The 24,598-nt window shown below is 65.5% G+C and carries 24 protein-coding genes; 20 read left to right on the top strand and 4 right to left on the bottom strand.

Features of this window, described 5'->3' with window-relative positions; translation table 11 throughout:
* Positions 1-49: 49 nt before the first annotated feature.
* From rpsH to ACQGNJ_RS00520, 14 genes are all read left to right on the top strand, one after another.
* A complete protein-coding gene (gene rpsH, locus ACQGNJ_RS00585; RefSeq protein ID WP_007808190.1) occupies positions 50-445 on the top strand; it encodes a 30S ribosomal protein S8 in 396 nt (131 codons plus the stop codon).
* An 11-nt stretch (positions 446-456) separates the two neighbouring features.
* Positions 457-984, top strand: coding sequence for a 50S ribosomal protein L6 (gene rplF / locus ACQGNJ_RS00580; protein ID WP_426687299.1), 528 nt, complete (start codon positions 457-459; stop codon positions 982-984).
* 111 nt (positions 985-1,095) lie between these two features.
* The gene (rplR, locus tag ACQGNJ_RS00575; protein WP_426687298.1) at positions 1,096-1,449 is read left to right on the top strand and encodes a 50S ribosomal protein L18; all 354 of its coding nucleotides are present in this window, start codon (positions 1,096-1,098) and stop codon (positions 1,447-1,449) included.
* Between the two features lie 104 nt (positions 1,450-1,553).
* On the top strand, positions 1,554-2,063 hold the full coding sequence (rpsE, locus tag ACQGNJ_RS00570) for a 30S ribosomal protein S5 (protein ID WP_007808187.1): 510 nt from the start codon (positions 1,554-1,556) through the stop codon (positions 2,061-2,063).
* Positions 2,056-2,256, top strand: coding sequence for a 50S ribosomal protein L30 (gene rpmD, locus ACQGNJ_RS00565; RefSeq protein WP_099654078.1), 201 nt, complete (start codon positions 2,056-2,058; stop codon positions 2,254-2,256). Before rpsE ends, rpmD begins: the two co-directional genes overlap by 8 nt.
* Positions 2,256-2,693 (top strand): 50S ribosomal protein L15, encoded by a 438-nt coding sequence (gene rplO, locus ACQGNJ_RS00560; RefSeq protein WP_426687331.1) that lies wholly within the window; start codon positions 2,256-2,258, stop codon positions 2,691-2,693. The genes rpmD and rplO overlap by 1 nt, the downstream gene beginning before the upstream one ends.
* A 5-nt stretch (positions 2,694-2,698) precedes the next feature.
* Positions 2,699-4,021 carry a preprotein translocase subunit SecY gene (gene secY, locus ACQGNJ_RS00555; protein ID WP_426687297.1) on the top strand — a complete coding sequence of 441 codons (1,323 nt, stop codon included), beginning with the start codon at positions 2,699-2,701 and terminating at the stop codon, positions 4,019-4,021.
* Between the two features lie 136 nt (positions 4,022-4,157).
* A complete protein-coding gene (rpsM, locus tag ACQGNJ_RS00550) occupies positions 4,158-4,514 on the top strand; it encodes a 30S ribosomal protein S13 (RefSeq protein ID WP_077445190.1) in 357 nt (118 codons plus the stop codon).
* Positions 4,515-4,526: 12 nt separating this feature from the next.
* On the top strand, positions 4,527-4,913 hold the full coding sequence (rpsK, locus tag ACQGNJ_RS00545; protein ID WP_007513384.1) for a 30S ribosomal protein S11: 387 nt from the start codon (positions 4,527-4,529) through the stop codon (positions 4,911-4,913).
* A gap of 10 nt (positions 4,914-4,923) precedes the next feature.
* The gene (gene rpsD, locus ACQGNJ_RS00540; protein ID WP_426687296.1) at positions 4,924-5,550 is read left to right on the top strand and encodes a 30S ribosomal protein S4; all 627 of its coding nucleotides are present in this window, start codon (positions 4,924-4,926) and stop codon (positions 5,548-5,550) included.
* 15 nt (positions 5,551-5,565) lie between these two features.
* Positions 5,566-6,564 carry a DNA-directed RNA polymerase subunit alpha gene (locus ACQGNJ_RS00535; protein WP_056714883.1) on the top strand — a complete coding sequence of 333 codons (999 nt, stop codon included), beginning with the start codon at positions 5,566-5,568 and terminating at the stop codon, positions 6,562-6,564.
* A gap of 313 nt (positions 6,565-6,877) precedes the next feature.
* Complete coding sequence (gene rplQ / locus ACQGNJ_RS00530; RefSeq protein ID WP_149364224.1) at positions 6,878-7,261, top strand: 50S ribosomal protein L17; 384 nt, start codon at positions 6,878-6,880, stop codon at positions 7,259-7,261.
* Between the two features lie 175 nt (positions 7,262-7,436).
* On the top strand, positions 7,437-7,940 hold the full coding sequence (locus tag ACQGNJ_RS00525) for a disulfide bond formation protein B (RefSeq protein ID WP_426687295.1): 504 nt from the start codon (positions 7,437-7,439) through the stop codon (positions 7,938-7,940).
* A gap of 28 nt (positions 7,941-7,968) precedes the next feature.
* On the top strand, positions 7,969-9,339 hold the full coding sequence (locus tag ACQGNJ_RS00520) for a class II 3-deoxy-7-phosphoheptulonate synthase (protein ID WP_426687294.1): 1,371 nt from the start codon (positions 7,969-7,971) through the stop codon (positions 9,337-9,339).
* A 68-nt stretch (positions 9,340-9,407) separates the two neighbouring features.
* Here the strand turns inward: ACQGNJ_RS00520 and ACQGNJ_RS00515 are convergent, their stop codons facing one another.
* Positions 9,408-11,012: an amidase gene (locus tag ACQGNJ_RS00515; RefSeq protein WP_426687293.1), complete on the bottom strand. Its 1,605-nt coding sequence runs from the start codon at positions 11,010-11,012 to the stop codon at positions 9,408-9,410.
* A 98-nt stretch (positions 11,013-11,110) separates the two neighbouring features.
* On the opposite strand from ACQGNJ_RS00515, the gene ACQGNJ_RS00510 reads away from it, so the two are divergent.
* On the top strand, positions 11,111-11,860 hold the full coding sequence (locus ACQGNJ_RS00510) for a c-type cytochrome (RefSeq protein ID WP_426687292.1): 750 nt from the start codon (positions 11,111-11,113) through the stop codon (positions 11,858-11,860).
* Positions 11,857-13,146, top strand: coding sequence for a c-type cytochrome (locus ACQGNJ_RS00505; RefSeq protein WP_426687291.1), 1,290 nt, complete (start codon positions 11,857-11,859; stop codon positions 13,144-13,146). The genes ACQGNJ_RS00510 and ACQGNJ_RS00505 overlap by 4 nt, the downstream gene beginning before the upstream one ends.
* A gap of 4 nt (positions 13,147-13,150) precedes the next feature.
* On the opposite strand, the gene ACQGNJ_RS00500 is transcribed toward ACQGNJ_RS00505, so the two are convergent.
* The gene (locus tag ACQGNJ_RS00500) at positions 13,151-13,672 is read right to left on the bottom strand and encodes a mismatch-specific DNA-glycosylase (protein WP_426687290.1); all 522 of its coding nucleotides are present in this window, start codon (positions 13,670-13,672) and stop codon (positions 13,151-13,153) included.
* The gene (locus tag ACQGNJ_RS00495) at positions 13,656-14,348 is read right to left on the bottom strand and encodes a Dph6-related ATP pyrophosphatase (protein ID WP_426687289.1); all 693 of its coding nucleotides are present in this window, start codon (positions 14,346-14,348) and stop codon (positions 13,656-13,658) included. Before ACQGNJ_RS00495 ends, ACQGNJ_RS00500 begins: the two co-directional genes overlap by 17 nt.
* A 139-nt stretch (positions 14,349-14,487) precedes the next feature.
* Between ACQGNJ_RS00495 and rng the strand changes: the two genes are divergently transcribed.
* Positions 14,488-15,954 carry a ribonuclease G gene (gene rng, locus ACQGNJ_RS00490; protein WP_426687288.1) on the top strand — a complete coding sequence of 489 codons (1,467 nt, stop codon included), beginning with the start codon at positions 14,488-14,490 and terminating at the stop codon, positions 15,952-15,954.
* A gap of 36 nt (positions 15,955-15,990) precedes the next feature.
* Positions 15,991-19,986 carry a YhdP family protein gene (locus ACQGNJ_RS00485; RefSeq protein WP_426687287.1) on the top strand — a complete coding sequence of 1,332 codons (3,996 nt, stop codon included), beginning with the start codon at positions 15,991-15,993 and terminating at the stop codon, positions 19,984-19,986.
* 24 nt (positions 19,987-20,010) lie between these two features.
* Here ACQGNJ_RS00485 and ACQGNJ_RS00480 read toward each other — a convergent pair whose 3' ends face one another.
* Positions 20,011-21,213 carry a sterol desaturase family protein gene (locus tag ACQGNJ_RS00480; protein WP_426687286.1) on the bottom strand — a complete coding sequence of 401 codons (1,203 nt, stop codon included), beginning with the start codon at positions 21,211-21,213 and terminating at the stop codon, positions 20,011-20,013.
* A 125-nt stretch (positions 21,214-21,338) separates the two neighbouring features.
* Between ACQGNJ_RS00480 and tldD the strand changes: the two genes are divergently transcribed.
* Together tldD and ACQGNJ_RS00470 are read left to right on the top strand one after the other, a co-directional pair.
* Positions 21,339-22,778 (top strand): metalloprotease TldD, encoded by a 1,440-nt coding sequence (gene tldD / locus ACQGNJ_RS00475; RefSeq protein WP_426687285.1) that lies wholly within the window; start codon positions 21,339-21,341, stop codon positions 22,776-22,778.
* Positions 22,779-23,029: 251 nt separating this feature from the next.
* The gene (locus ACQGNJ_RS00470) at positions 23,030-24,418 is read left to right on the top strand and encodes a cytochrome C (protein ID WP_426687284.1); all 1,389 of its coding nucleotides are present in this window, start codon (positions 23,030-23,032) and stop codon (positions 24,416-24,418) included.
* Positions 24,419-24,598 lie beyond the last annotated feature (180 nt).

Genomic DNA, 24,598 nt, shown 5'->3' with positions numbered 1-24,598 from the left:
ATTGATTTCCGGTTTTCTCGGATATCGGTGCACTCTGAAGGATGTTTTCATGAGCATGACTGATCCCATCGCCGATCTGTTCACGCGCGTCCGCAATGCCCAGGCCATGGGCAAGCCGACCGTGCGTATGCCGTCGTCGAAACTGAAGGTGGCGATTGCCGACCTTCTCAAGAACGAGGGCTACATTCTCGACGCCAAGACTTCCGCCGAGGAAGGCAAGCCGGTGCTCGAGATCAAGCTCAAGTATTTCGAGGGCCAGCCGGCCATCGAGCGCATTTCCCGTGTCAGCCGCTCCGGCCTGCGTGTGTATCGCGGCAAGGACGAGCTGCCGAAGGTCCTTGGTGGCCTGGGTATCTCGATCATCTCGACTTCCGCTGGTCTGTTGACCGATGCGCAGGCCCGCGCCAAGGGCCTGGGCGGCGAAGTCATCGGCCAAGTGGCATAAGGAGTCCTGCGATGTCACGTGTTGCCAAACAACCCATTTCCCTGCCGAAGGGCGTCGAGCTGACCGTCAACGACGAGCAGATCTCGGTAAAAGGCCCGAAGGGCACCTTGTCCGTGCATCATCTGCCCGGCGTCACCGTTGCGATCGAGAACGGTGTGGCGAGCATCAGCCTCGACGAGGGCGCCGACGACAAGTTCGGCGGCACCGCTCGCGCGCTGCTGGCGAACATGGTCACCGGTGTTTCCACCGGCTATGAGCGCAAGCTCGAGCTGGTTGGCGTCGGCTACCGCGTCTCCATGGCCGGCAAGTCGCTGAACCTGAGCCTGGGCTTCTCGCATCCGGTGGTTTTCGAGGCGCCGGAAGGCATCACCATCGAAACCCCTACGCAGACCGAAGTCCTGATCAAGGGCGCGGACAAGCAGGCGGTAGGCCAGGTCGCGGCGAAGATTCGCGGTTTCCGCCCACCCGAGCCGTACAAGGGCAAGGGCGTGCGCTACTCCGGCGAGAAGATCACCCTGAAGGAAGCCAAGAAGGCGTAAATGAGTTAGTACGCTGTCCCTGCGTGTGGAAAGCGGCCTCATGGCCGCACTCCTGGTAAGAGCAGGGCTTGTCAGCTCATCCATGCCGATCCGCTTTCGAGGAATACAGAAATGAACAAGAACGAAAATCGCCTGCGTCGCGCCAAGTCCACCCGCTCGCACATCCGCAAGCTCGCGGTTGCCCGCTTGTCGGTGCATCGCACGGGTCAGCACATCTACGCTCAGGTGTTCGATGCATCGGGCGTGAACGTGGTGGCCGCTGCCTCCACCGTGCAGAAGTCGGTCGCGGAAGGCCTGAAGGGCACCAAGAATCTCGCCGCCGCGGCGGCCGTGGGCAAGGCAGTGGCTGAACGCGCCATGGCAGCAGGCATCGAGTCGGTCGCGTTCGACCGGTCCGGCTTCCGCTTCCATGGTCGCATCAAGGCCCTGGCCGAGGCGGCTCGTGAGGCTGGTCTGAAGTTCTGAGCAATACCGGGTCGGGTCCGTCCCGATTTCCACCGCGTCACCTACAACTCCAAGCGGCTCAGCCGCAAGCAAAGTCCTGGTCCGCCGGGCACATGGAAAAGAACATGTCTTCTACCGATCGCGAAAATTCCGACGGCCTGCTGGAAAAGTTGATTGCCGTCAACCGTGTGGCCAAGACCGTCAAGGGCGGCCGCCAGATGAGCTTCACCGCACTGACCGTCGTCGGTGATGGCGAGGGCAAGGTTGGTTTTGGTTATGGCAAGGCGCGTGAAGTGCCGGTGGCCATTTCGAAGGCCATGGAGCGTGCCCGTCGCCAGATGGTCGATATCGAACTGAACAACGGTACGTTGTGGTACGCCGTCAAGGCCAATCATGGCGCGGCTCGCGTGTACATGCAGCCGGCCTCCGAAGGTACCGGCGTGATCGCCGGCGGCGCCATGCGTGCCGTGCTGGAAGTGGTCGGTGTCAAGAACGTGCTGGCCAAGGCCGTGGGTTCGCGCAACCCGATCAACCTGGTGCGCGCGACCATCAAGGGCCTGCAGGCGGTCGCCTCGCCCAAGAAGATCGCCGCCAAGCGTGGCAAGACCCTGGATGAGGTGTTGGGCAATGGCTAAGAAGAACGAAACCGCTGCCGCCACCGTGCGCGTGCGTCTGGTCAAGGGTCTGCGCGGCGTGCAGGCGCGTCATCGCCTCAGCGTCAAGGCGCTGGGTCTGGGCAAGATCAACGATGTCCGCGAGCTGAAGGACAGCCCGCAGGTTCGTGGCCTGATCAACACGGTCTATTACCTGGTCCGGGTCGAGGAGTAATCATCATGCATTTGAATACACTTAAGCCGAACGACGGCTCGCACAAGACGCGTCTGCGCGTTGGTCGCGGCATCGGTTCGGGCATGGGCAAGACCGCCGGTCGTGGTCACAAGGGCCAGCACGCCCGTGCTGGCGGCACCCACAAGTTTGGTTTTGAAGGCGGTCAGATGCCGCTGAATCGCCGGATGCCGAAGGTCGGCTTCCGTTCCAAGAAGCTGGTGGAGAGCCAGGAAGTTTTCCTGTATCAGCTCGCCAACCTCAAGGTTGACGTGATCGACGTCGTTGCGCTGCACAAGGCTGGTTTGATCAACAGCCGCGCGAAGCGAGTCAAGGTCGTGCTGAAGGGTGAAATCGGTCGCGCGGTGAAGTTGTCTGGTCTGCTGGCAACCGCCGGCGCCAAGGCAGCCATCGAGGCTGCCGGCGGCAGCGTGGAGTAAGGCCGGTGGCAGCAGCCAAGGGCAACGCACTCGGCAAGCTCGGCAAACTCACGGAGCTTCGCCAGCGCATCTTCTTCGTGATCGGTGCGTTGGTGGTGTTCCGGCTCGGTTCGTTCATTCCGGTTCCCGGCGTCAACCCCGAGGCGATGACCAGTCTGGTCAGTGGCAACGGCCTGATGGACATGTTCAACATGTTCTCTGGCGGCGCGCTGGCCCGGTTCTCGGTATTCGCGCTCGGCGTCATTCCGTACATTTCGGCGTCCATCGTGTTCCAGATGATGGGCTCCGTGGTGCCAAGCCTGCAGAGCCTCCGCAAGGAGGGTGAGTCGGGCAAGCGCAAGATGACGATGTACACGCGTTATGCCACGGTGGCGCTGGCGGCTTTCCAGTCGTTCGGCATCGCGGTGGCGCTGCAGGGTCAGGTCGCGGCGGGTGGTGCTCCGGTCGTTTATACGCCCGGTTTCGGCTTCATCCTGTCCTCGGTGGTCGGTCTTACCGCCGGCACGATGTTCCTGATGTGGCTTGGCGAGCAGATGACCGAGCGTGGTGTCGGCAACGGCATTTCGCTGCTGATCTTCGCGGGCATCGTGGCGGGTCTGCCCGGGGCGGTGGTGCATACGCTCGGCATGGCCAGCAACGGTGAGTTGTCGCTGATCAAGTTGCTGATGGTGTTCGGCCTGGCGCTGGCGGTGACTGCTTTCGTGGTGTTCATGGAGCGGGCGCAGCGACGGATCACGGTGAACTACGCACGACGGTCCGGTGGGCAGAAGGCCTACATGAACCAGAGTTCGAACCTGCCGCTGAAGATCAACATGGCCGGGGTGATTCCGCCGATCTTCGCCTCGAGTCTGCTGATGTTCCCGGCGACCGCGGTGAGCTGGTTCAGCACGGGCCAGCAGTCGCGCTGGGTGCAGGATCTGGTACAGGCGCTGAGCCCGGGCAACCCGTTGTACGAAATCGTGTTTTCTGTACTGGTGATCGGTTTTGCGTTCTTCTACACCGCGATCGTGTTCAACGCGGATGAGACGGCCGACAACCTCAAGCGTTCGGGCGCCCTGATTCCGGGCATCCGTCCGGGAAAGGGCACGGCCAACTACATTGATGCGGTGATGACTCGTCTGACCGGTGTCGGTGCGTTGTATCTGGTACTGGTGTGTCTGGTGCCGTCGTTCATGCAGAACGCCTGGCATGTTCCGTTCTATTTCGGTGGCACGTCGCTGCTGATCGTGGTGGTGGTGGTGATGGACTTTACCTCTCAGGTGCAGGCGCACCTGGTCAGTCACCAGTACGAAAGTCTGCTCAAGAAGGCCAATCTTCGTCGCAACTAGTGGCTGCTGGTGCGCGGGTGGTTTGGTCAAGGTAGGGAGCCGGCGACACCTTGGTGTCGCAGGGCTTTCCAGTCAGGGTAATTCAGGTTAAAATTGCGCGTTTAGCGCGCACGAAACGCATCGGAGAAAGTACATCATGGCGCGCATCGCGGGTGTCAATTTGCCGGTCCAGAAGCATGTCTGGGTTGGTCTGCAGAGCATTTTCGGTATCGGCCGCAGCCGAGCCAAGAAAGTCTGCGTGGATGCTGGCGTGGTTCCGACCACCCAGATCAAGTCCCTCAGTGAAGGCGAGGTGGAGAAGATCCGCCACGAGATCGCCAAGTACACCGTCGAGGGCGATCTTCGCCGCGAGGTGGGCATGGCCATCAAGCGTCTGATGGATCTGGGTTGCTACCGTGGCCTGCGCCACCGTCGCGGCCTGCCGGTGCGCGGCCAGCGCACGCGTACCAACGCACGTACCCGCAAGGGTCCCCGTCGCGCGATCAAGAAGTAACGGATTCCGAATATGGCTAAGCCGGTTAAAACCAAGAAGAAGATCAAGCGCGTTGTCACGGATGCCGTGGCGCACGTGCAGGCCTCCTTCAACAACACCATCGTCACCATCACCGATCGCCAGGGCAATGCCTTGTCGTGGGCCACTGCCGGCGGCGCCGGTTTTCGTGGCTCGCGCAAGTCGACCCCGTTCGCTGCGCAGGTTGCCGCCGAAAAGGCTGGCCGTGCCGCAGGCGACTACGGCGTGAAGACGGTCGAAGTTCGCATCAAGGGCCCTGGCCCGGGTCGCGAGTCGGCCGTGCGATCGCTGAACGCGCTCGGTTACAAGGTGCTGAACATCATCGACGTCACGCCGATTCCGCACAACGGCTGCCGTCCCCCCAAGAAGCGTCGAGTCTAAGGAGTAACCCATGGCCCGTTATCGTGGAGCTACCTGCAAACTCGCCCGTCGCGAGGGTGCGGATCTCAGCCTGAAGAGCCCGGCGCGCGCGCTGGATTCCAAGTGCAAGCTGGAAAACAAGCCCGGTCAGCATGGTGCGAACAAGCGCATGCGCATGTCCGACTATGCCGTGCAGTTGCGCGAGAAGCAGAAGGTCAAGCGCATCTATGGTGTGCTTGAGCGTCAGTTCAGCAACTACTACACCAAGGCGACCACCCTCAAGGGCAATACGGGCGAGAACCTGTTGCGCCTGCTCGAAAGCCGTCTGGACAATGTCGTCTATCGCATGGGCTTCGCGGTCACCCGCGCCCAGGCCCGCCAGTTGGTCGCGCACAAGGCGATTCTGGTCAATGGCAAGAAAGTGAATATCCCGTCGTACCAGGTGCGTCCTGGCGATGCGATCGCGCTGACCGAGAAGGCACGCAGCCAGCTGCGCGTGCAGGAAGCGGCGACCGTGTTCGACACGATGGATCTGCGTCCGATCTGGGTTGAGGTCGACGCCAAGAAGTTCGAAGGCACGTTCAAGTCGGTGCCGGATCGCGGTGATCTGCCGTCCGACATCAATGAAGCATTGATCGTCGAGCTTTACTCGAAGTAATTACCGGAGTTCTGCATGGCAGTTTCGTCAACTAGTGTGCTGCGGCCTCGTGGCCTCAGCGTCGAACAGCTCGGGGCCAACCGCGCCAAGGTGGTGGTCGAGCCGCTCGAGCGTGGCTTTGGCCATACCCTGGGCAACGCGCTGCGTCGCGTGCTGCTCTCGTCGATCCCCGGCAGCGCCATCGTCGAGGTCGAGATCGATGGCGTGCTGCATGAATACACCACCCTGGAAGGCCTGCAGGAGGACGTGATCGAAGTCCTGCTGAACCTCAAGGACGTGGCGATTCGTCAGCATACCGGCGATGAAGTCACCCTGACCCTGTCCAAGAAGGGCAAGGGCGTGGTCACGGCCGGCGACATCGTCGTCGACCATTCGGTGGAAATCATCAACCCCGAACACGTGATCTGCCACCTGACCAAGGACATCGCGCTCAACATGCGCCTGAAGGTGCGTCGCGGCGTCGGCTACCAGCCGGCCAGCACGCGCCAGCATCCGGATGACGAGGCGCGTCCGATCGGTCGTCTGCAGCTGGACGCGTCGTTCGCGCCGGTGCTGCGCGTGGCCTACGAAGTGGACGCCGCTCGTGTCGAGCAGCGCACCAACCTCGACAAGCTGGTGCTGGACATCGAGACCAACGGCACCATCGGCGCTGAAGACGCGGTTCGCAAGGCCGCCGAGATCATCAACGACCAGCTGTCGGTGTTCGGCGACTTCTCGCGTCGCGAGAGCGCCACCGACAAGGCGGAGAAGAGCGGTTTCGACCCGTTGCTGCTGCGTCCGATCGACGATCTGGAGCTCACCGTGCGTTCGGCAAACTGCCTGAAGGCCGAGAGCATCTATTACATCGGCGATCTGGTGCAGAAGACCGAAGTCGAGCTGCTGAAGACGCCGAACCTCGGCAAGAAGTCGCTGACGGAAATCAAGGACGTGCTGGGCGGGCGTGGTCTCGCGCTGGGCATGAAGCTCGAGAACTGGCCGCCGCCGGGTCTGTCGCACGGCATGCAGCTGGGTTGATTGCGGTTTCGCGATCGCCCGTGATCGCGAGTGGTACCGGTGCACTGGCGAGGTTGAGTTTCGGCTCTCTCGCCAGGCGCCACCAGCGGCCATCATGGTCGCGTTGTTTTTTTGGCGGTCCCTTTTGATCGCTGTGACATCCGGTTGGGCGAGTGCGGGTCTGCCTGCTGCGCCAGCCGCCAAAGACGGTCGTCAACGACCGTACTTTCAAGCAAGAGTCCGATACAAAAGGCTCCTCATAGCGGGTAACCGCGGGAATCCGGACATACGCGCCGGCTTTTCATAACAACAGACATCCAAAGAGTATCCAGTCATGCGCCATCAAAAATCCGGACGCAAACTCAATCGCACCAGCTCGCATCGCGAAGCCATGTTCAAGAACATGGCCTCGTCGCTGATCAAGCACGAGCTGATCCGTACCACCCTGCCCAAGGCGAAGGAACTTCGTCGTGTGGCGGAGCCGCTGATCACGCTGGGCAAGGTCGATGGCGTCGCCAATCGTCGCCTCGCTTTTGCACGCCTGCGCGACAGCGAAGCGGTAGGCAAGCTGTTCGTCGAACTGGGGCCCCGTTACAAGGAGCGTCCCGGTGGTTACCTGCGCATCCTCAAGTGCGGCTTCCGCCCCGGCGACAATGCGCCGATGGCGTATGTCGAGCTGGTGGGGCGCCCGCAGGTCGAGGCCGTCGACGCCGAGTAAGTCGTTCCGACTGAAATGTGCAGGTCCGCATCATCGAAACCCGGCCGGGCAACCTGCCGGGTTTTTCGTTTGATTTTGTCACTGTCAGGGGCCATTTTCCTGCCGTCGCACCGGGCAGGCTGACAGCGGCCCGGCGAACCGGTAAGGTCACGGTCCCGCAACGCAACAATCCGCCATGAATCCATTCCGCTGGTCGTACCGCGTCACCTTCCTCGTCGGCTTCCTGATCTGCACGGCGCTGCTCGCGTTTGCGCTCTACGCCGAATACGGGCTGGGCATGACGCCGTGCCCGTTGTGCATCTTCCAGCGCATTGCCTTCCTGGTCATGGCCCTGTTCTTCCTGCTGGGCGCGATTCACGCGCCGCAGGGCAAGGGGCGCCGGGTTTACACGGGCCTGGTGCTGGCGGGGGCGGTGGGCGGCATCATCACCGCGGGACGCCATCTGTGGCTGCAGAGCCTGCCGGCCGACCAGGTGCCTTCCTGTGGTCCCGGGCTGGGTTACATGCTGGACGCTTTCCCGTTCGCGAAGATGTTGAAGCTGGTATTCACCGGCTCCGGCGAGTGCGCCAAGGTCGAGCCGATCCTCGGTTTGCCGATGCCGCTGTGGAGCCTGTTGTGGTTCGTCGTGCTGGCGGTGCTCGCGGTGCTCGCCACGCGTCGGCGGGCGGTGTCGAAATGACTGCTGCAGCGGTTGTCGGGAATTCGCCATGACGCATGCCGCACCGAGCGTTTTCGTGCCGCGGGATTGGGAACCCGGGTCATGGCAACAGCGCGAAGCGCTGCAGCAGCCGCATTACGCCGACCCCGTCGAGCTGGCACAAGCGACGACCGAGCTCGCGCGGCTGCCGCCGCTGGTGACCTCGTGGGAGGTGCTGGCGCTGAAGCAGGCCCTGGCCGAAGCGCAGGACGGCGGTCGCTTCCTGCTGCAGGGTGGTGATTGCGCCGAGAGTTTTGCCGACTGCAGCAGCCCGATCATCTCCAACCGCCTGAAGGTGTTGTTGCAGATGAGCCTGGTGCTGGTGCACGGACTGAAGAAACCGGTGCTGCGGGTGGGACGTTTTGCCGGGCAATATGCCAAGCCGCGATCGACCGATGACGAGACACGCGACGGGCTGAGCTTGCCGAGTTTCCGCGGTGATCTCGTCAACGGGCCGGAATTCACCGCCGCCGCGCGGCGTCCCGATCCACAGCGGATGATCCGCGCGCATGCCCATTCGGCGCTGACCATGAATTTCGTGCGGGCGCTGATCGACGGTGGCTTCGCCGATCTGCGCCATCCGGAATACTGGGACCTGGCATGGGTCGAGCATTCGCCGCTGGCGGACGAGTATCGACAGATGGTGGCTGCCATCGGCGATTCGTTGCGTTTCATGGAAACGCTGGCCGGTCCGATCGGCGGTTTCTCCCGCGTGGATTTCTTCACCTCGCACGAGGCCTTGCTGCTGCATTACGAGCAGGCGCTGACCCGCGAGGTGCCGCGCAATCCGGGCTGGTTCAACCTGTCCACGCATTTTCCGTGGATCGGCATGCGCACCGCCGCGCTGGACGGCGCGCACGTGGAGTACTTCCGCGGCATCCGCAATCCGATCGCGGTCAAGGTCGGCCCCACGGTGACCGCCGACCAGCTGCTGCCGCTGATCGACGCGTTGAACCCGCACGACGAGCCGGGCCGGCTGACGCTGATCCATCGCATGGGCAACACGAAGATCGCCAGTGCGTTGCCGCCGTTGCTGGAAGCGGTGAAGCGCGAGGGGCGCCGCGTGCTGTGGGTGGCCGATCCGATGCATGGCAATACCGAAAGCACCTCGAACGGCTACAAGACCCGCCGCTTCGACAATATCCGTGGCGAGCTGGATCAGGCGTTCGACATCCACGCCGCCGCCGGCACGCGCCTGGGTGGCGTGCATCTCGAATTGACCGGCGAGGATGTCACCGAATGCATGGGCGGCGCGCGCGACCTGTCCGAGACGGATCTCGATCGCGCGTACAAGTCGATGGTCGATCCGCGCCTGAACTACGAACAGTCGCTGGAGCTGGCCATGCTGATCGTGCGCAAGTCGGTGAACGGCAAAGGCTGAGCTGCCGGCGCTGACATGCCGAAAAGGCGGCCATCGGCCGCCTTTTCCCTTGCTGCAATGAGTAGCGATCAGCGGGTGGCTTGCACCGTGTCGAGAAACTGCGGTGGCTGCCATGCTTTCGCATGCTGCTCGAAGCCGTAGGCGATCGCGATCAGGGTCGGTTCGCTCCACTTGGCGCCGAACAGCACGATGCCGACCGGCAGGCCGTGGGTGAATCCAGCCGGCACGGTGATCGACGGGTAACCCGCGACCGCCGCCGGCTGCGAGGCACCGCCGATCGTGGGGTCGCCGCTGACGATGTGGTCACCGAGTACCGGATCGGTGACGAAGGCGGGCCCCCACGACGGGGCCAGCAAGGCATCAAGGTGCTGCGCCTTCAGCGCGGCGTCGATACCTAGCGGACCGGACAGCCGTTTTGCCTTGGCCAGCGCATCGACGTAGGCCTTGTCGCTGAGCGGCCCCTTCTGCTCGGCCTGCTCGAACAGTTCCTGGCCGAACCAGGCCATTTCCTCGCTGGCGTGCGCGCGGTTGAAGGCGATCAGGTCGGCCAGCGTCTTCACGCCGAGGCCGCTGCGCGTGGCCAGATAGGCATTGATGTCGTGCTTGAAGTCGTACAGCAGCACCGTGGTCTCCGGCGCGCCCAGCTCGGCCAGGTGCGGCAGGGCGACCGGGTCGATGATGATCGCGCCCTGCGCCTTCATCAGCGCGATCGACTGCTCGAGCACGCGGTCGGCATTCGGCTCGGCGCCGGCCAGCTGGCGCACCACGCCGATGCGCTTGCCCTTCAAGCCATCCGGATCGAGGAAGCGCCGGTAATCGGTGGCGTGCCGGTCGGCCTCGGCGGTCGCCGGGTCGCGCGGGTCGCTGCCGGCGATCACGCTGAGCAGGGCCGCGGCGTCGCTCACGCTGCGCGCCATCGGACCAGCAGTGTCCTGGTTGTGGCTGATCGGCACGATGCCGCTGCGGCTGACCAGGCCCAGCGTGGGCTTGATGCCGACGATGCCGTTCATCGAGGCCGGGCAGATGATCGAGCCGTCGGTCTCGCTGCCGATCGCCACGGTGACCAGGCCGGCGGCCACCGCGGCGCCGGAGCCGGCGCTCGAACCGCAGGGGTTGCGGTCGAGCACGTAGGGGTTGCGCGTTTGGCCGCCGCGTCCGCTCCAGCCGCTGCTGGCGTGGTTGGAGCGGTAGTTCGCCCATTCGCTCAAGTTGGTCTTGCCGAGGATCAGTACGCCAGCCTTGCGCAGGCGCTCGACCAGGCCGGCGTCGCGCGTCGCCGGTGCCCCGGTCAGCGCCAGCGAGCCGGCGGTGGTGAGCATGCGGTCGCCGGTATCGATGTTGTCCTTCAGCAGGATCGGAATGCCGTACAGCGGGCCACGCCTCGCGTTGCTGGCGCGCGCCTCGTCGAGCTTGCCGGCAAGCTGCAGCGCATCGGGGTTGGTCTCGATCACCGCGCGCAGGGTGGGACCTGCGCGGTCGATCTGCTCGATGCGCTTGAGCAATTGACCGGTCAGCTGGTGACTGTCCAGGGTGCCGGCGTCCATGCGCTGCTGCAGCTGGTCGATCGATGCATAGGCAACCTCCGGTGGTGATGCGGGAAGGTCCGCTGCCATCGTGGGGCAGGCCAGCAAGGCGGTGACGAGTGCGGTGAAATGGACGGCTGAGCGATTCACGGTAACCCCCGGTTTCGTTGATGCGGCATGTTGTCGCGTGGCCCCAGCTTAGCGCCGGCCCGGATTGGGTGCTGCGGTCGCGAGCGTACAATCGCCCGATGAATACGAATGTCAGCTTCTCTCGTGCCAGGCCACTGGGTGTCGGCGTACTGTTTGTACTCGCGATGGTGTGTGGCGGCGCCAGTCGTGCCGCCGACGCCCCGACGATTCCCGATACCTTGCAACAGCGCATCGCCGCCTGCACCACCTGCCACGGCGTGCATGGCGAGGGCACGCCCGGCAGCGGCTACTTCCCGCGGCTGGCTGGCAAGCCGGCCGGGTATCTGGCACGCCAGATGCAGGATTTCCAGAACGGTCTGCGCAAATACGCGCCGATGGAATACACCGTGCGCCAGTTGCCACCGGCGTACATGCGCGAGATGGCCGAGTACTTCGCCGCGCAGCAGGTGCCGTACGCGCGTTCGCCGCTGCCGCCGGTGTCCGCCGCCGCGCTGCAGCGAGGCGAGGAGTTGATCGGCAAGGGCGATCCGGCCCGGAAGATTCCCGCCTGCAGCAGTTGCCATGGCAGCCAGCTGACCGGCGTGGAGCCATCCACGCCGGGACTGGTCGGCCTGCCGTATGACTACATCAGCGCGCAACTGGGCTCCTGGCGCACGCATACCCGGTCCACCGTGGCGCCGGACTGCATGGCGACGGTGGCCGGCCGGCTCAGCGCTTCGGACATCACCGCGGTGGCAGCGGCGCTGGCCAGTCGTGAGCTGCCGGCCGACACGCATGCGCAGCCGGCTGGCTCGGTGACGCCGCCGCTGGCCTGCGGCGTGCTGGGTGCGACGGGAGACCGGTCATGAAATGGCTGCGCTGGTTCTTGCTGGTGATCGGGTTGCTGATCGTGCTGGGCTTGCTGTGGCTGTGGTTTGGTGGCAGCCGTTCACCCACGCCGCGATCGGCCAGCAAGGTTGCTGCCGCGACGCTGGCCGATCCGGCGCTGATCGCGCAGGGCCAATACCTGGCTACAGTCGGCGACTGCGCCGGCTGCCATACCGCCCAGGGCGGTGCGCGCTACGCCGGCGGGCGGGTGCTGGCCACGCCGTTCGGTGACATCCCGGTGCCGAACATCACCCCCGATCGCGCGACCGGCCTGGGCGACTGGAGCTTCGAGGATTTCTGGCAGGCGCTGCATGCCGGCAAGGGTCGCCATGGCGAGCTGCTCTATCCGGCGTTTTCCTATACCTCGTACACCAAGGTGAGCCACCACGATGCGCTGGCGATCTTCGCCTGGCTGCAGTCGCTGGCACCGGTGCACCAGCCCGACGGCGTGGCCGCGCTGGCGTTTCCCTACAGCGTGCGCAACAGCTTGAAGGCGTGGCGCGCGCTGTATTTCCGCGAGGGTGAATTCCAGCCTGACCCGGCCCGATCGGCGCAATGGAATCGCGGCGCCTACCTGGTGCAGGGGCTGGGGCATTGCAATGAATGCCATGCCGCGCGCGATTCGCTCGGTGGCACCCCGCCGGACGTGCATCTGACCGGCGGCCAGATCCCGGTGCAGGACTGGTACGCGCCCGACCTCAGCACGCGCAGGAATGGCGGGCTCGAAGGCTGGAGCGAACAGGACATCGTCGACCTGCTGAAGACCGGCCAGTCCGCCAGGGGGGTGGCGTTCGGACCGATGGCCACGGTGGTCTCCGGCAGCACCCAGCACATGACTGATGCCGACCTGCGCGCGATCGCCACCTATCTGCAATCGCTGCCGCCGCGGGCGACTCCGGTCGAGGCCACCACGCCGTTCGACGCCAAGGCACTGACCACCCAGGGCAGCAAGGTCTACGCGCAGCATTGCGCGGATTGCCATGGCGATCGCGGCGAAGGCGTGGCCGGCGTCTACCCGCCGCTGGACGGCAATTCCTCGGTGACCGAACCGACTGGCATCAACGCCACCCGCATGGTGCTGCTCGGCGGTTTTGCACCGGTCACCGCGGCCAACCAGCGGCCGTATTCGATGCCGCCGTTCGCCCAGCAGCTGAGCGACGACGAGGTGGCGGCGGTGGTCACCTATATCCGTCGCAGCTGGGCCAATCACGGTTCGAGCGTGCGCGCCGAGCAGGTGCGCGCCTCGCGGCACACGCCGATCGAGTGAGGCGTCAGTGGCCGGCACGGACGGCGCGGTAACGCGCCGCCAGCGCCAGCCACGGGCCGATGTCCCAGTGCCCGCGCGCCTGGCCGGACGGCGAGGGCAGCACGAACAACGGCGTGCGGCCGATCGTTTCATCCTGCTGACCATAGCCGACCGCGTGATCCAGCACGGCGCGCGCCGCGTTCTTGCTGGTGAAGGCCAGCAGCAACGGAGCATGGCGTTCGATCTTGGCGCGCAGCGCGGGCACGTCGAACGCGTCACGCGGCAGTTCGTCGTCGTTGCCCGAGTGGCGCTTGGCCAGGTCGGTGAGGCCGATGCCGTAGCCGGGCAGTTGCGGGAATTCCGCCGGTGCCAGCAGGCGTGGCGTGAGGCCGGCCTCGAACAGCGCGCGCCAGAACAGGTTGCCGGGGTGGGCGTAATAGGCGCGTTCGGCGGCCGAGCGTCGGCCCGCGGCGGTCCCGCAGAACACCAGCGCCAGCCCGGGCTGCAGCAGATCGGGCAGGACGTGGTCGTCAGTCCGCCGTGGCATGACCGTCCAGCAGGAAATCGGTGAACTGGAAGCGCCCGTCGCGCAGCACCGATTCGCCACGACGCAGTTTCAGCGGCTGGCGGAACAGCGGGCCGGCATGACTCAGCGTGTGGAATTCGCCGCGCTCGCCGCAGGGGTCGACCCCGGCCGGCAATGTGTCCAGCAGGGCGGCGTCATAGGCGCGGCCGCAATAGCTGGCGTCGAGTTGCTGGGTGTCCACGCAGCACAGCAGCGCCTGGTGGCCTTCGCTGACGAAGCGCCGCGACAGCGTCGCGGTGTCCTCGCCCCACAACGGAAACACCGCGCGCCAGTTCTCGCGGCCGAGCTGGCGCACGCGGTAGTCACGCACGTCTTCCAGGAACAGGTCGCCGAAGGCGCAATGGCGCACCCCCGGCCAGCGCATGCGCGCTTCGACCAGCGCCCGGGCATGGGCCTGTTCGTACGCTTCGTTGCTGCCGGGCCAGTCCAGCATCACCTCGACCAGGGGCAGGCCAAGCGCCGCCGCCTGCGCCTGCAGGACCTCGCGTGGGGTGCCATGCATCGCCACGCGCTGGTAGTTGCGGTTCACCGTGGTCAGCAGGGCGACCACCTGCCATTGCGGGTCGGCCAGCAACCGCTGCAGGGCCAGCAGGCAGTCCTTGCCGCCGCTCCAGGCCAGCAGAATGGGCGTCGTCATCGGTTCAGCTCCAGGGTGGTTCGTCCGGCCATCGCATCCATTTTGCGTCATCTGCGCTATCAAGGCCGAATCCATGCCGTGGTTCATCGACAGTCCGCGGCCGCACCGCTATAAAGATGGTCTGTCCGGGGAGTATGCAGTGAGCGAAGAAATCCTGATCAACGTGACCCCGCGCGAGACGCGGGTCGGGGTGGTCGAGAACGGCATGTTGCAGGAAGTGCACGTCGAACGGGCATCGAAACGGGGCTATGTCGGCAATATCTACAAGGGGCGCGTGCAACGGGTGATGCCGGGCATGCAGGCGGTGTTCGTGGAGATCGGGCTGGAGCGTGCGGCGTTCCTGCACGCCTCGGACATCGTGCGGCCGCCGCTGGCCGAGGGTGCCGAGGGCAACGGCCATGTCCCATCGATCAGCGAGCTGGTGCACGAGGGCCAGGAGATCGTGGTGCAGGTGGTCAAGGACCCGATCAGCAGCAAGGGCGCGCGGCTGTCCACCCACCTGTCGATCCCGTCGCGCTATCTGGTGCTGCTGCCGTATGCGCGCACGCTGGGCATTTCCGCGCGGATCGAGGATGAGCCCGAGCGCCAGCGCCTGCGCGACGTGCTCAATCCGCTGATCGGCGAGGCCCCGCTGGGCTACATCGTGCGCACCAATGCCGAGGGCCAGACGGCGGAATCGCTGGGCTTCGACGTGACCTACCTGGGCAAGGTCTGGCGCGTGGTGCAGGAGAACATCGCCAAGGCGAAGATGGGCGACCGGGTCTACGAGGAGCTGTCGCTGCCGCTGCGCAGCCTGCGCGACATGCTCAACGACGACATCGAAAAGGTGCGCGTGGATTCGCGCCTCACCTTCGACAACGTGGTCAAGTTCGTGCACAAGTTCATGCCCAGCCTGGACGATCGCATCGAGCACTACGACGGCGAGCGGCCGATCTTCGACCTGTACGGCGTCGAGGACGAGATGCAGCGCGCGCTGAAGAAGGAAGTGCCGCTGAAATCGGGCGGCTACCTGATCGTCGACCAGACCGAGGCGATGACCACCATCGACGTCAACACCGGGGCCTATCTCGGCTCGCGCAACCTGGAGGAAACCGTCTACCGCACCAACCTGGAGGCGGCGCAGGCGGCGGCGCGCCAGCTGCGCCTGCGCAACCTGGGCGGCATCATCATCATCGACTTCATCGACATGAACGATGAGGAGCACAAGCGCCAGGTGCTGCGCATGCTGGGCAAGGGACTGGCGCGCGACCACGCCAAGACCACGGTGTATCCGATGTCGGCGCTGGGGCTGGTCGAGATGACCCGCAAGCGCACCACCGAGAGCCTGGCGCGTCAGCTGTGCGAGCCATGCCCGGCCTGCAACGGCCGTGGCCTGCTGAAGACCGCCGAGACGGTGACCTACGAGATCTTCCGCGAGATCACCCGCGCGGTGCGCCAGTTCAATGCGCAGAAGCTGCTGGTGATGGCCAATCCGCTGGTGGTCAACCGGATCCTTGAGGAAGAGTCCAGCGCGGTGGCCGAACTGGAAGAGTTCATCTCCAAAAGCATACGCTTTCAGGCTGAAGAGCATTACTCGCAGGAACAGTTTGATGTCGTCTTGCTGTAAATCTGGTGTCTGGAAATACCGCCGGGGTCGCCGCGCGTGAACGCGTTGTGGCAGCGACGGCTGCATCGCTGCGCCCGCGCTTCGGGCTGGGTTGCCGGGATCGCGCTGATCCTGCTGGCCGTGCTGGCGGCGCTGGCGCAGCTGTTGCTGCCACTGCTGGCGCGGCATCCGCAGTGGGTCGCGGCGCAACTCAGCGCGCGGTTGCAGCGGCCGGTCAGCTTTGCCTCGATGGAAGGACGCTGGACCGCCTCCGGGCCGGAATTCGTGATGCACGACGTGCGCGTCGGCGCGGCCGCGGGCCAGGCCGGCGCCGTGTTGCAGTTGCCCGAGTCCGAGTTGAAGTTCGACTTCGGTGGCTGGCTGCTGCCGTCGCGCCACCTGCTCAACCTGCACGTGCGTGGCCTGGAACTGGACCTGCTGCGACGTGCCGACGGCTGGCATGTCAACGGCATCGGCCTGGCCGGTGGCCAGGACCGGCAGCCGCTGTCGCTGGGCCGCCTGTCGGCCGACCTGTGGCTGGAAGACCTGCGCGTGTCGGTCACCGACGCGGTGCTGGACAAGCGCTACATCCTGCTGTCGAAACAGTTGCGTCTGAGCCACCAGGGCAATGAGCTGCGTTTTGGCGGCGTGCTTCGCCGCGAGGGCGTCAGCGCCGCCGTGCACAGCGCCGGTCGCTTCCGCGAGGATGGCAGTGCCGGACAGGTCTGGGTGGGTGTGGATGGGGCCGAACTGAAATCGCTGCTGGATGGCGTCGACGTGGGCGGCTACGCGGTGCAACAGGGTCACGGCAAGCTGGATGCATGGCTCGACTGGCGTCATGGCCAACTCAGCCGCAGCCTGATCCGCCTCGATCTGGACACGCTTGCCGTCAGCGGTCCCGGCGGTACCCAGGCCAGTGTCACGGCACTGCATGGCCTGGCCGGACTGAACCAGACCGGCGATGGTTACCAGCTGCGCTGGGCCGGCAACGATGGCAGTGCGCTGGCGCTCAGCCTGCATCAGCCGGGCAGCGCCCAGCTCGCGGTCAACGCGGACGCGCGCAAGTTGCAACTGGCGCCGCTGCTGCCATGGCTGGCCTTGAAGCCGGGCCTGGCGCCGGCGCTGGCGCAGTGGCTGGGCGAGGGTCATCCGCATGGCGAAGTGGATCAGCTTCGCCTGCAGTGGAGCCGAAGCGCCGGCCTGCGCTGGCTCGATCTGCGCTTTCGTGGCGCGGGCATCAATCCGGTCGGCAAGCTGCCCGGCCTGAGCAGCCTGCAGGGCGAGCTGCGTGGCGACGCCGCGGCGTTGGCACTGACCCTGCCGGCGCAGGCCACCACGCTGAGTTTTCCGCAGGCGTTCCACCAGCCTTTCGTGTTGTCGGCGCTGGGCGGCACGCTGGCGTTCTGGTCGCAGGACGGCCAGTCGCACATCGGCGTCGACGCGCTGGATTTCAGCGGCGCCGGTTACGCCGGACAGGCGCGCGGCGAGGTAGTGCTGCCGGCTGGGAGTGGCGCGCCGTTCCTGGATCTCTACGCCAGCCTGGATCATGCCGACGTGTCTGCGGCCAAGCTGTTCTGGCCCTCCGGTTCGATGTCACCCGGCACCATCGCATGGCTTGATCGCGGCCTGCAGGCGGGTCAGCTGGATTCGGCCCAGGTGCTGGTGCATGGGGACCTGGCTGACTGGCCGTTCCGGCACAACGAAGGGCGCTTCGAGGCGCATGTGGCCATCAGCGGCCTCACCCTCGACTACGGCAAGGACTGGCCGCGCGCGGAGGGGGTCGAGGCGGTTGCCGACTTCATCAACAACGGCATGCTGGTCGAGGCCAGTGGCGGCCACTCGCTGGGCGTCAAGGCGGACAAGGCGGTGGCGCTGATCGCGGACTTTGCCGATCCGCTGCTCGATCTGAATGTGCAGGGCAGCGGCAGCGGCGCCAGCCTGATGGAGTTCGTGCGCAAGAGTCCGATCGGCAGTCGTCAGGCCGACACCCTCGCCAAACTGCAACTGGGTGGCAGCGGCGATTTCGACTTCCACCTGGTGCTGCCGTTGAAGAAGGAAGCGGGCGCCGCACCGCAACTGGATGGCACGGCGCGCCTGCATGATGCCGACCTTGCCGCGCCGGAATGGAAGCTCAGGCTGGACAAGCTCAACGGGCCGCTCACCTTCGATCTGCACGGCATGCAGGCCGGGCCGCTCGACGCCAGCTTCCGCGGCCAGCCGTCGAAGTTGCAACTGGCCGTCGCCGGTGCCAACAGCGATCCGGCCACCGTGCTGTCGGCGCAGTTGCAGGGCAATTACCGCATCGACGAACTGGTGCAGGATTACCCGACGCTGGGTTGGCTCGGCAAACTGTCCGATGGCCGCAGCGGCTTCGACATCGGCTTCACCATCGCGCATGTCGCCGGCAGCGATGCGCTGAGCCAGACGCTGACCGCCAGCTCCTCGCTGCAGGGCATTGCCTTCGCGCTACCCGCGCCACTGCACAAACCCGCGGCCGGTGCGCTGCCGTTGCAGCTGACCATGAGCCTGCCGATCAACGGCAGCGAACTGCGTTTCGGGCTCGGCGATGCGCTGCGCGGTTACCTGCGGCTTGCCACGGACGAACAGCACCCGCTGGTCGGCACGCTGGCGCTGGGCACGCAGATGCCGACGACGCTGCCCGATCATGACCTGCGCATTCGCGGCCATGCCAGCCGGCTCGATGTCACCGGCTGGGTGCAGTACGTGGCGGCTGGCGTCAGCGGTGGCAGCGGCGGTCCGGGGCTGGAGAGCCTGGACATCAGCACCGACCAGGCCGAGTGGTTCGGCAGCGGGCTGGGGCCGCTGAAGCTGCAGGCGCAGCCGCAGCCGGATCTGCTCAGCGTGGACGTCGACGGTCCGGCGATGGCCGGCAACTACAGCGTGCCGACCCACGAGCTGGACAAGCGCGGCGTCACCGCAAGGCTGAAGCGCATGTACTGGCCCAAGAGCGGCGCGGTGGAAACCCCGGCGGGCTCGCCCAAGGTCGCCGGCAAGCCGCGTACCGTTGCGGCAGCCGTCGCGCCCGCCGCCGAGCCGTTGGTGGATCCGGCGAACACCGGGATCAATCCGGCCGCGCTGCCGCCATTCCATCTGTGGGTGGGCGACCTGCGCCTGGGCGACGCAAAGCTGGGTGAAGCGCGACTGGAAACCTGGCCGACCGCCGACGGCCTGCACATCGAGCAACTGCGCGCGCTGTCCAGTCGCGTGCAGATCAACGGCAGCGGCGACTGGAACGGTACGGCCAGCTCAAGCCGTACCCACATGCGGATCAACTTCGCCGCCGAGGACCTGGGCGACATGCTGGGCGCACTGGGCTTCGACGGACTGGTCAATGGCGGCAAGACGCACGACCAGCTCGACGCCAGCTGGCCGGGATCGCCCAGCGGGCTGTCGCTGGCCACCATGGACGGCACGCTCAGCATTCAGGTCAACGACGGCCGCATTCCCGAGGCGACCTCGCCCGGCATGGGCCGATTGCTGGGGCTGGTCTCGCTGGCCGAACTGCCGCGCCGACTCACCCTGGATTTCGGCGACGTGTTCGGCAAGGGCCTGGCGTTCGATTCGATCAGTGGCGACTTCAAGCTGGCCAACGGCAACGCCACCACCGACAACCTGCTGATCGCCGGCCCGGCCGCCAACATCAGCGTGACCGGCCGCACCGGCTTGCGTGCGAAAGACTACGACCAGCAGATGCAGGTGGTGCCACACGTCGGCAACAGCCTGCCGCTGGTCGGTGCGGTGGTCGGCGGTCCGATTGGCGCGGCCGCCGGCTTTGCCGTGCAAGGGCTGCTCGGCAAGGGCCTGAACAAGGCGGCCAGCGCGCGCTACCGGGTCACCGGCAGCTGGGACGATCCGGTGATGACCCTGGTCGAAAAGCACGGCAGCACGGCGCCACCCACAACGCCGTTGCTGCTTTCCCAGCCGGCCGGCGCCCGAAGCGTGAGCGCGCCGCCGACCACGCCGTTGATGATCGTGCCGCCGGCTGCAAGCAGCAGCGCGGCGCCCGCGACATCGGGTTCGGTGCCGCACTGAAACACCGGATGCCGGAGCAGCCGTTCAGTCGACCGGAGCGGTCGCGTCCTTGTTGCCGCGGAACGGAAACAGCTGCTGCCTGACGAAGCCGTCCGGCATGTAATCGCCGACCACGCCGTAGCGTTCGGGAAATTTGTTCCTGGATTTCACGGCGGTGCCGAATACGTAGTCGAGAAACGCGTAGTGCGCGGCGTAGTTCTTGTCGATCGCCTCGTCATCGGAGGCGTGATGCCAGTGGTGGAAGTCCGGCGTCACCAGCAGGTACTTCAGCGGCCCCCACGGCAGGTGCACGTTGGCGTGGTTGAACACCGCCTGGAAACCCACGATCAGGATGTAGCCGTTCATCGCCGCCTCGGAAAAGCCGAGGATGTACAGCGGTGCCAGCACGCAGACGCGGGTGAAGATCAGCTCCAGCATGTGCTGGCGCGAGCCGGCCAGCCAGTCCATCGTCTTCACGCTGTGGTGCACCGAATGGAAGCGCCACAGGAACGGCACCTCGTGATACGCGCGGTGTGTCCAGTATTGCGCCAGGTCAGCCACCAGCACGCACAGCAGCAGCTGCGGCAGGAACGGAATGTGTTGCACGGTCTGCTGGAAATCGCTGCTGACCAGCCAGCCGAACATGTGGTGCAACAGGAAGTTCACCGTCAGCAGCGCGAGCCCCACGATGAAGTGGTTCACCGCGAAATGCTTCAGGTCGGTCTGCCATTCCTTGCGGAAGATCGCCTGGCCCTTGTACAGCGGAAACAGCTTCTCGATCACCACGAAGATCAGCGTGGAGCCGAGCAGGTCGAGGATGAACCAGTCCAGCCCGATATACGGCGTGTGGTCGGGGAACTCGCCCACCGGCACGCGCGAGCCGCCCAGCGCCACCGCCGCGATCACCAGCACGAAGGCCATCACGTTGAGGTTGCGCTGGCGGCTGAGGATGATGTTGCCCAGCGACATCCCGCCGGCCACCAGCAGGCCCACCAGCAGCACCTGGCGCAGCACGTCCACCGAATACTTGTGGCGCAGGTCCGGCGTGGTCAGGTACTGCGGAAAATGGAAGGCGATCACCGCCAGCAGGCAGAGAAAGCCCAGCGACAGCGCGATCACGCCGCTGATCTTGCCCAGCCCCGGTTTCAGCTCGCCGTCGCGATGCAGCAGTTCGCGGGTTTCGGCCACCGGTTGCACGGCGCGGCCGATGGCTTCGCGGGCGGCTTCGCGTTTGGAATGTTCGCTCATGGGTGATCCTTCACGTCAGGCGCCGGCCGGCGCTGCGCGCATGGTAGCGCGCCCGGGCTTTAAAGCCGCAAGCGCCAGCCCCATGTGGGATAGTTCCTGATCGACCGCCGACAAGCTGATAACCCATGGATTCATTGATTGCCCTCGCCGAAAGCAAGCTGTTGTCCCCCGGCGGCATTGCCACCGGCGACCTCGATCGCGTGTTCACCCAGCTGATGGGCCCGTCGATCGACGCCGCCGACCTGTACTTCCAGCATTCGCGCAGCGAGTCGTGGACGCTGGAGGAGGGCATCGTCAAGGACGGCAGCCATTCGATCGAACAGGGCGTGGGCGTGCGTGCGATGTCCGGCGAGAAAACCGGCTTCGCCTATTCCGACGAGATCGTGCTGCCGCAGCTGCTGGAAGCGTCGAAAGCCGCCCGCGCGATCGCGCGCGACGGCAATGGCGCCGGCACGCCGCTGGCGCTGCACAACGCGCGCGCGCTGTACCCGGCGATCGACCCGGTCGAGAGCCTGCCCAACCCCGACAAGATCGCCTTGCTGCGCGAAGTCGACGCCTATGCGCGCTCGCGCGACCCGCGCATCAAGCAGGTCATCGTCAGCCTCGCTGCCACCATGGACACCATCCTGATCGCCGCCTCCGACGGCACCCTGGCCGCCGACGTGCGCCCGCTGGTGCGCATGAATGTGCAGGTGATCGCCGAAGCGAATGGCCGTCGCGAACAGGGCTATTCCGGCGGTGGCGGCCGCTACGGCTATCGCGAACTGACCGAGAACGGTCGCGCGCTCGCCTTCGCCGACGAGGCCGTGCGCCAGGCCCTGGTCAACCTGGATGCGGTCGACGCACCCGCCGGCAACATGACCGTGGTGCTCGGCCCCGGCTGGCCCGGCGTGCTGCTGCACGAAGCGATCGGCCACGGCCTCGAAGGCGACTTCAACCGCAAGGGCAGCTCGGCGTTCTCCGGCCGCATCGGCCAGCGCGTTGCCGCCAGGGGCGTCACCATCGTCGACGACGGCACCCTGGCCGGCCGCCGCGGCTCGCTCAGCATCGACGACGAAGGCACGCCGACGGAGTGCACCACGCTGATCGAGGATGGCATTCTGAAAGGCTATATGCAGGACAAGCTCAACGCCCGCCTGATGGGCATGGCGCCCACCGGCAACGGTCGCCGCGAATCCTTCACCGCGCTGCCGATGCCGCGCATGACCAACACCTACATGCGCGCCGGGTCACACGACCCGGACGAGATCATCCGCTCGGTGAAAAAAGGACTATACGCACCCAACTTCGGTGGCGGCCAGGTCGACATCACCAATGGCAAGTTCACCTTCTCGGCCAGCGAGGCGTATCTGATCGAGGATGGAAAGATCACCCGTCCGGTGAAGGGCGCCACGCTGATCGGTTCGGGTCCCGAGGTGCTCCATCGCGTGTCGATGATCGGCAACGACCTGGCGCTGGATGAGGGCGTGGGCGTGTGCGGCAAGGACGGCCAGAGTGTGCCTGTCGGCGTGGGCCAGCCGACCCTGAAGATTGATTCGATGACGGTGGGCGGCACCGCCTCGTAACGGTTGCCGCGCAGGGTGGGCACTGCCCGACGGCTTTTCCGCGCGTCACCTCGTCCCCGGCAACTCTCGCGGGAGCGCGCCCTTGCCTTGTCTGCCATCGGCGCGGGTTCGAAAGTAGTTGCGAGCGAGTGTCCGGCCGGCGTGGAAGTTATGCCGGTCATCCCTCGGGTTGCTTGATCGAAGTCAACATGAGTTGCACCCATTGGCGCAGGCTGACGACATTGTCCTTCCTGACGATGGAGCGAATGCGCATGAACGATCACTGCAATGGCCACGCTGAGAGCCGATTCGCAACCCTGCGCCCGCCACGGCGCTGGATGCTGCTGGTCGTGCTGGCGTGGCTGGCGGTCGTGCCCACGCTGGCACTGGCGGTTCCCACCTATGCGCGGCAGACCCAGCTCCCCTGTGCGGCGTGCCACGTCGGCGCCTTCGGTCCGGAACTCACCGCGTTCGGGCGACAGTTCAAGCTGATGGGTTACTCCATGAAGGTCGGCGACGGCAAGCAGGTGCCGCTGTCGGCGATGCTGGTGGAGTCGTTCACGCATACCCGGAAAGCGCAGACCGACATTCCCGCTGCGGGCTTCGGCCGCAACGACAATGCCGAACTGCAGCAGGCTTCGGTATTTCTGGCCGGACGGCTGAGCGAACACATGGGCGTGTTTGCGCAAGCCACCTATTCCCAGAACGGCGGTTTGCTCGGCTGGGACAACATGGACGTGCGCTATGCGCGCATGTTCAGTCGTGGCAAGCACACCGGCATCTGGGGCATTTCGGTCAACAACAACCCCACCGTCAGCGATGTATTCAACACCGCACCGGCATGGATGTATCCCTACATGTCGGCGGATCTGGCGCCGGGTGCACCGGCGCAGCCGATGCTGTTCGGTGGCCTGGGTGGCCAGTCCATCGGCGCCAGTGCCTACGTGCAACTGGATGGGGCCTGGTACCTGGAGGCCGGCGGCTACCGTTCGCTGTCGCCGTCGTTCCTGCGTCACGTCAACGCCGGTTATGACGGTCGCCTCAGTGGCATCGCGCCTTACGCGCGCGCGGCCTACACATGGCAACTGCCCAACGGTGATCTCTCCATCGGCGGATTCCTGCTCAGCATGCGTCGGGGTCTGGTCGGCGCGAACCCCGCCGGTGACGCAGTGGCGTTGGCCGGTCCCGCTGATCGCTTTCGCGATGTCGGGGTGGATTCCAGCTACCAGTACACCAAGGGCGATCACAGCGTCTCCGTGGACGCGCTGTACGTACGTGAGCAGCAACGGCTGGACGCCACCTACGCCGACGGCGGCGCCGATCATTTGCACAACAGCCTGCAGGCATTCAACCTCAAGGGCAGCTACTGGTATCGCGACACCTACGGCGTGACGCTGGCCTCGTTCGCCGACAACGGCAGCAACGATGTCACGCTGTACGGCAACAACGGCTCGCCCGATACGCGCGGCGAATCCGTCGAGTTCGACTACAACCCGTTCGGCCAGTCCGCTTCGTGGCGGCAGCCATGGGCCAACGTGCGACTGGGCTTGCAGTACACGTATTTCACGCGCTTCAGCGGGCTGGTGCACAACATCGACGGGGCGGGGCGCAATGCCAGCGCCAATAACACGCTTTACTTCTATGTGTGGCTGGCGATCTGAGCAGAGCCAAGAGCTTTCGTCTGCCTGCGGCAGCCGAGCCACCTTTCTCTGTTTGGCTGTATGGACCGGAGACATGGGTGACACATGTACCAGGACATGGGTAACAGTTTAGGCCGTTTTACCCAGGTCAATTTCCATCAGTCGATGGTGGGCAAAGTAGAGCGCGTAGATGCCCTCCTG

It is taken from the genome of Rhodanobacter ginsengiterrae (assembly GCF_050026815.1).
In the GTDB taxonomy this organism is placed as follows: domain Bacteria; phylum Pseudomonadota; class Gammaproteobacteria; order Xanthomonadales; family Rhodanobacteraceae; genus Rhodanobacter; species Rhodanobacter ginsengiterrae.
Note: the sequence above shows the minus strand (reverse complement) of the source record. Positions and strands in the feature narration are given on the sequence as shown.

Excerpts from the sequence above, each read along its gene's own strand:
- rpsH (WP_007808190.1), top strand. The coding sequence starts at position 50 with ATGAGCATGACTGATCCCATCGCCGATCTGTTCACGCGCGTCCGCAAT.
- rplF (WP_426687299.1), top strand. The coding sequence starts at position 457 with ATGTCACGTGTTGCCAAACAACCCATTTCCCTGCCGAAGGGCGTCGAG.
- rplR (WP_426687298.1), top strand. The coding sequence starts at position 1,096 with ATGAACAAGAACGAAAATCGCCTGCGTCGCGCCAAGTCCACCCGCTCG.
- rpsE (WP_007808187.1), top strand. The coding sequence starts at position 1,554 with ATGTCTTCTACCGATCGCGAAAATTCCGACGGCCTGCTGGAAAAGTTG.
- rpmD (WP_099654078.1), top strand. The coding sequence starts at position 2,056 with ATGGCTAAGAAGAACGAAACCGCTGCCGCCACCGTGCGCGTGCGTCTG.
- rpsM (WP_077445190.1), top strand. The coding sequence starts at position 4,158 with ATGGCGCGCATCGCGGGTGTCAATTTGCCGGTCCAGAAGCATGTCTGG.
- rpsK (WP_007513384.1), top strand. The coding sequence starts at position 4,527 with ATGGCTAAGCCGGTTAAAACCAAGAAGAAGATCAAGCGCGTTGTCACG.
- rpsD (WP_426687296.1), top strand. The coding sequence starts at position 4,924 with ATGGCCCGTTATCGTGGAGCTACCTGCAAACTCGCCCGTCGCGAGGGT.
- ACQGNJ_RS00535 (WP_056714883.1), top strand. The coding sequence starts at position 5,566 with ATGGCAGTTTCGTCAACTAGTGTGCTGCGGCCTCGTGGCCTCAGCGTC.
- rplQ (WP_149364224.1), top strand. The coding sequence starts at position 6,878 with ATGCGCCATCAAAAATCCGGACGCAAACTCAATCGCACCAGCTCGCAT.
- ACQGNJ_RS00525 (WP_426687295.1), top strand. The coding sequence starts at position 7,437 with ATGAATCCATTCCGCTGGTCGTACCGCGTCACCTTCCTCGTCGGCTTC.
- ACQGNJ_RS00520 (WP_426687294.1), top strand. The coding sequence starts at position 7,969 with ATGACGCATGCCGCACCGAGCGTTTTCGTGCCGCGGGATTGGGAACCC.
- ACQGNJ_RS00510 (WP_426687292.1), top strand. The coding sequence starts at position 11,111 with ATGAATACGAATGTCAGCTTCTCTCGTGCCAGGCCACTGGGTGTCGGC.
- ACQGNJ_RS00505 (WP_426687291.1), top strand. The coding sequence starts at position 11,857 with ATGAAATGGCTGCGCTGGTTCTTGCTGGTGATCGGGTTGCTGATCGTG.
- ACQGNJ_RS00500 (WP_426687290.1), bottom strand. The coding sequence starts at position 13,672 with ATGCCACGGCGGACTGACGACCACGTCCTGCCCGATCTGCTGCAGCCC.
- ACQGNJ_RS00495 (WP_426687289.1), bottom strand. The coding sequence starts at position 14,348 with ATGACGACGCCCATTCTGCTGGCCTGGAGCGGCGGCAAGGACTGCCTG.
- ACQGNJ_RS00480 (WP_426687286.1), bottom strand. The coding sequence starts at position 21,213 with ATGAGCGAACATTCCAAACGCGAAGCCGCCCGCGAAGCCATCGGCCGC.
- tldD (WP_426687285.1), top strand. The coding sequence starts at position 21,339 with ATGGATTCATTGATTGCCCTCGCCGAAAGCAAGCTGTTGTCCCCCGGC.
- ACQGNJ_RS00470 (WP_426687284.1), top strand. The coding sequence starts at position 23,030 with ATGAACGATCACTGCAATGGCCACGCTGAGAGCCGATTCGCAACCCTG.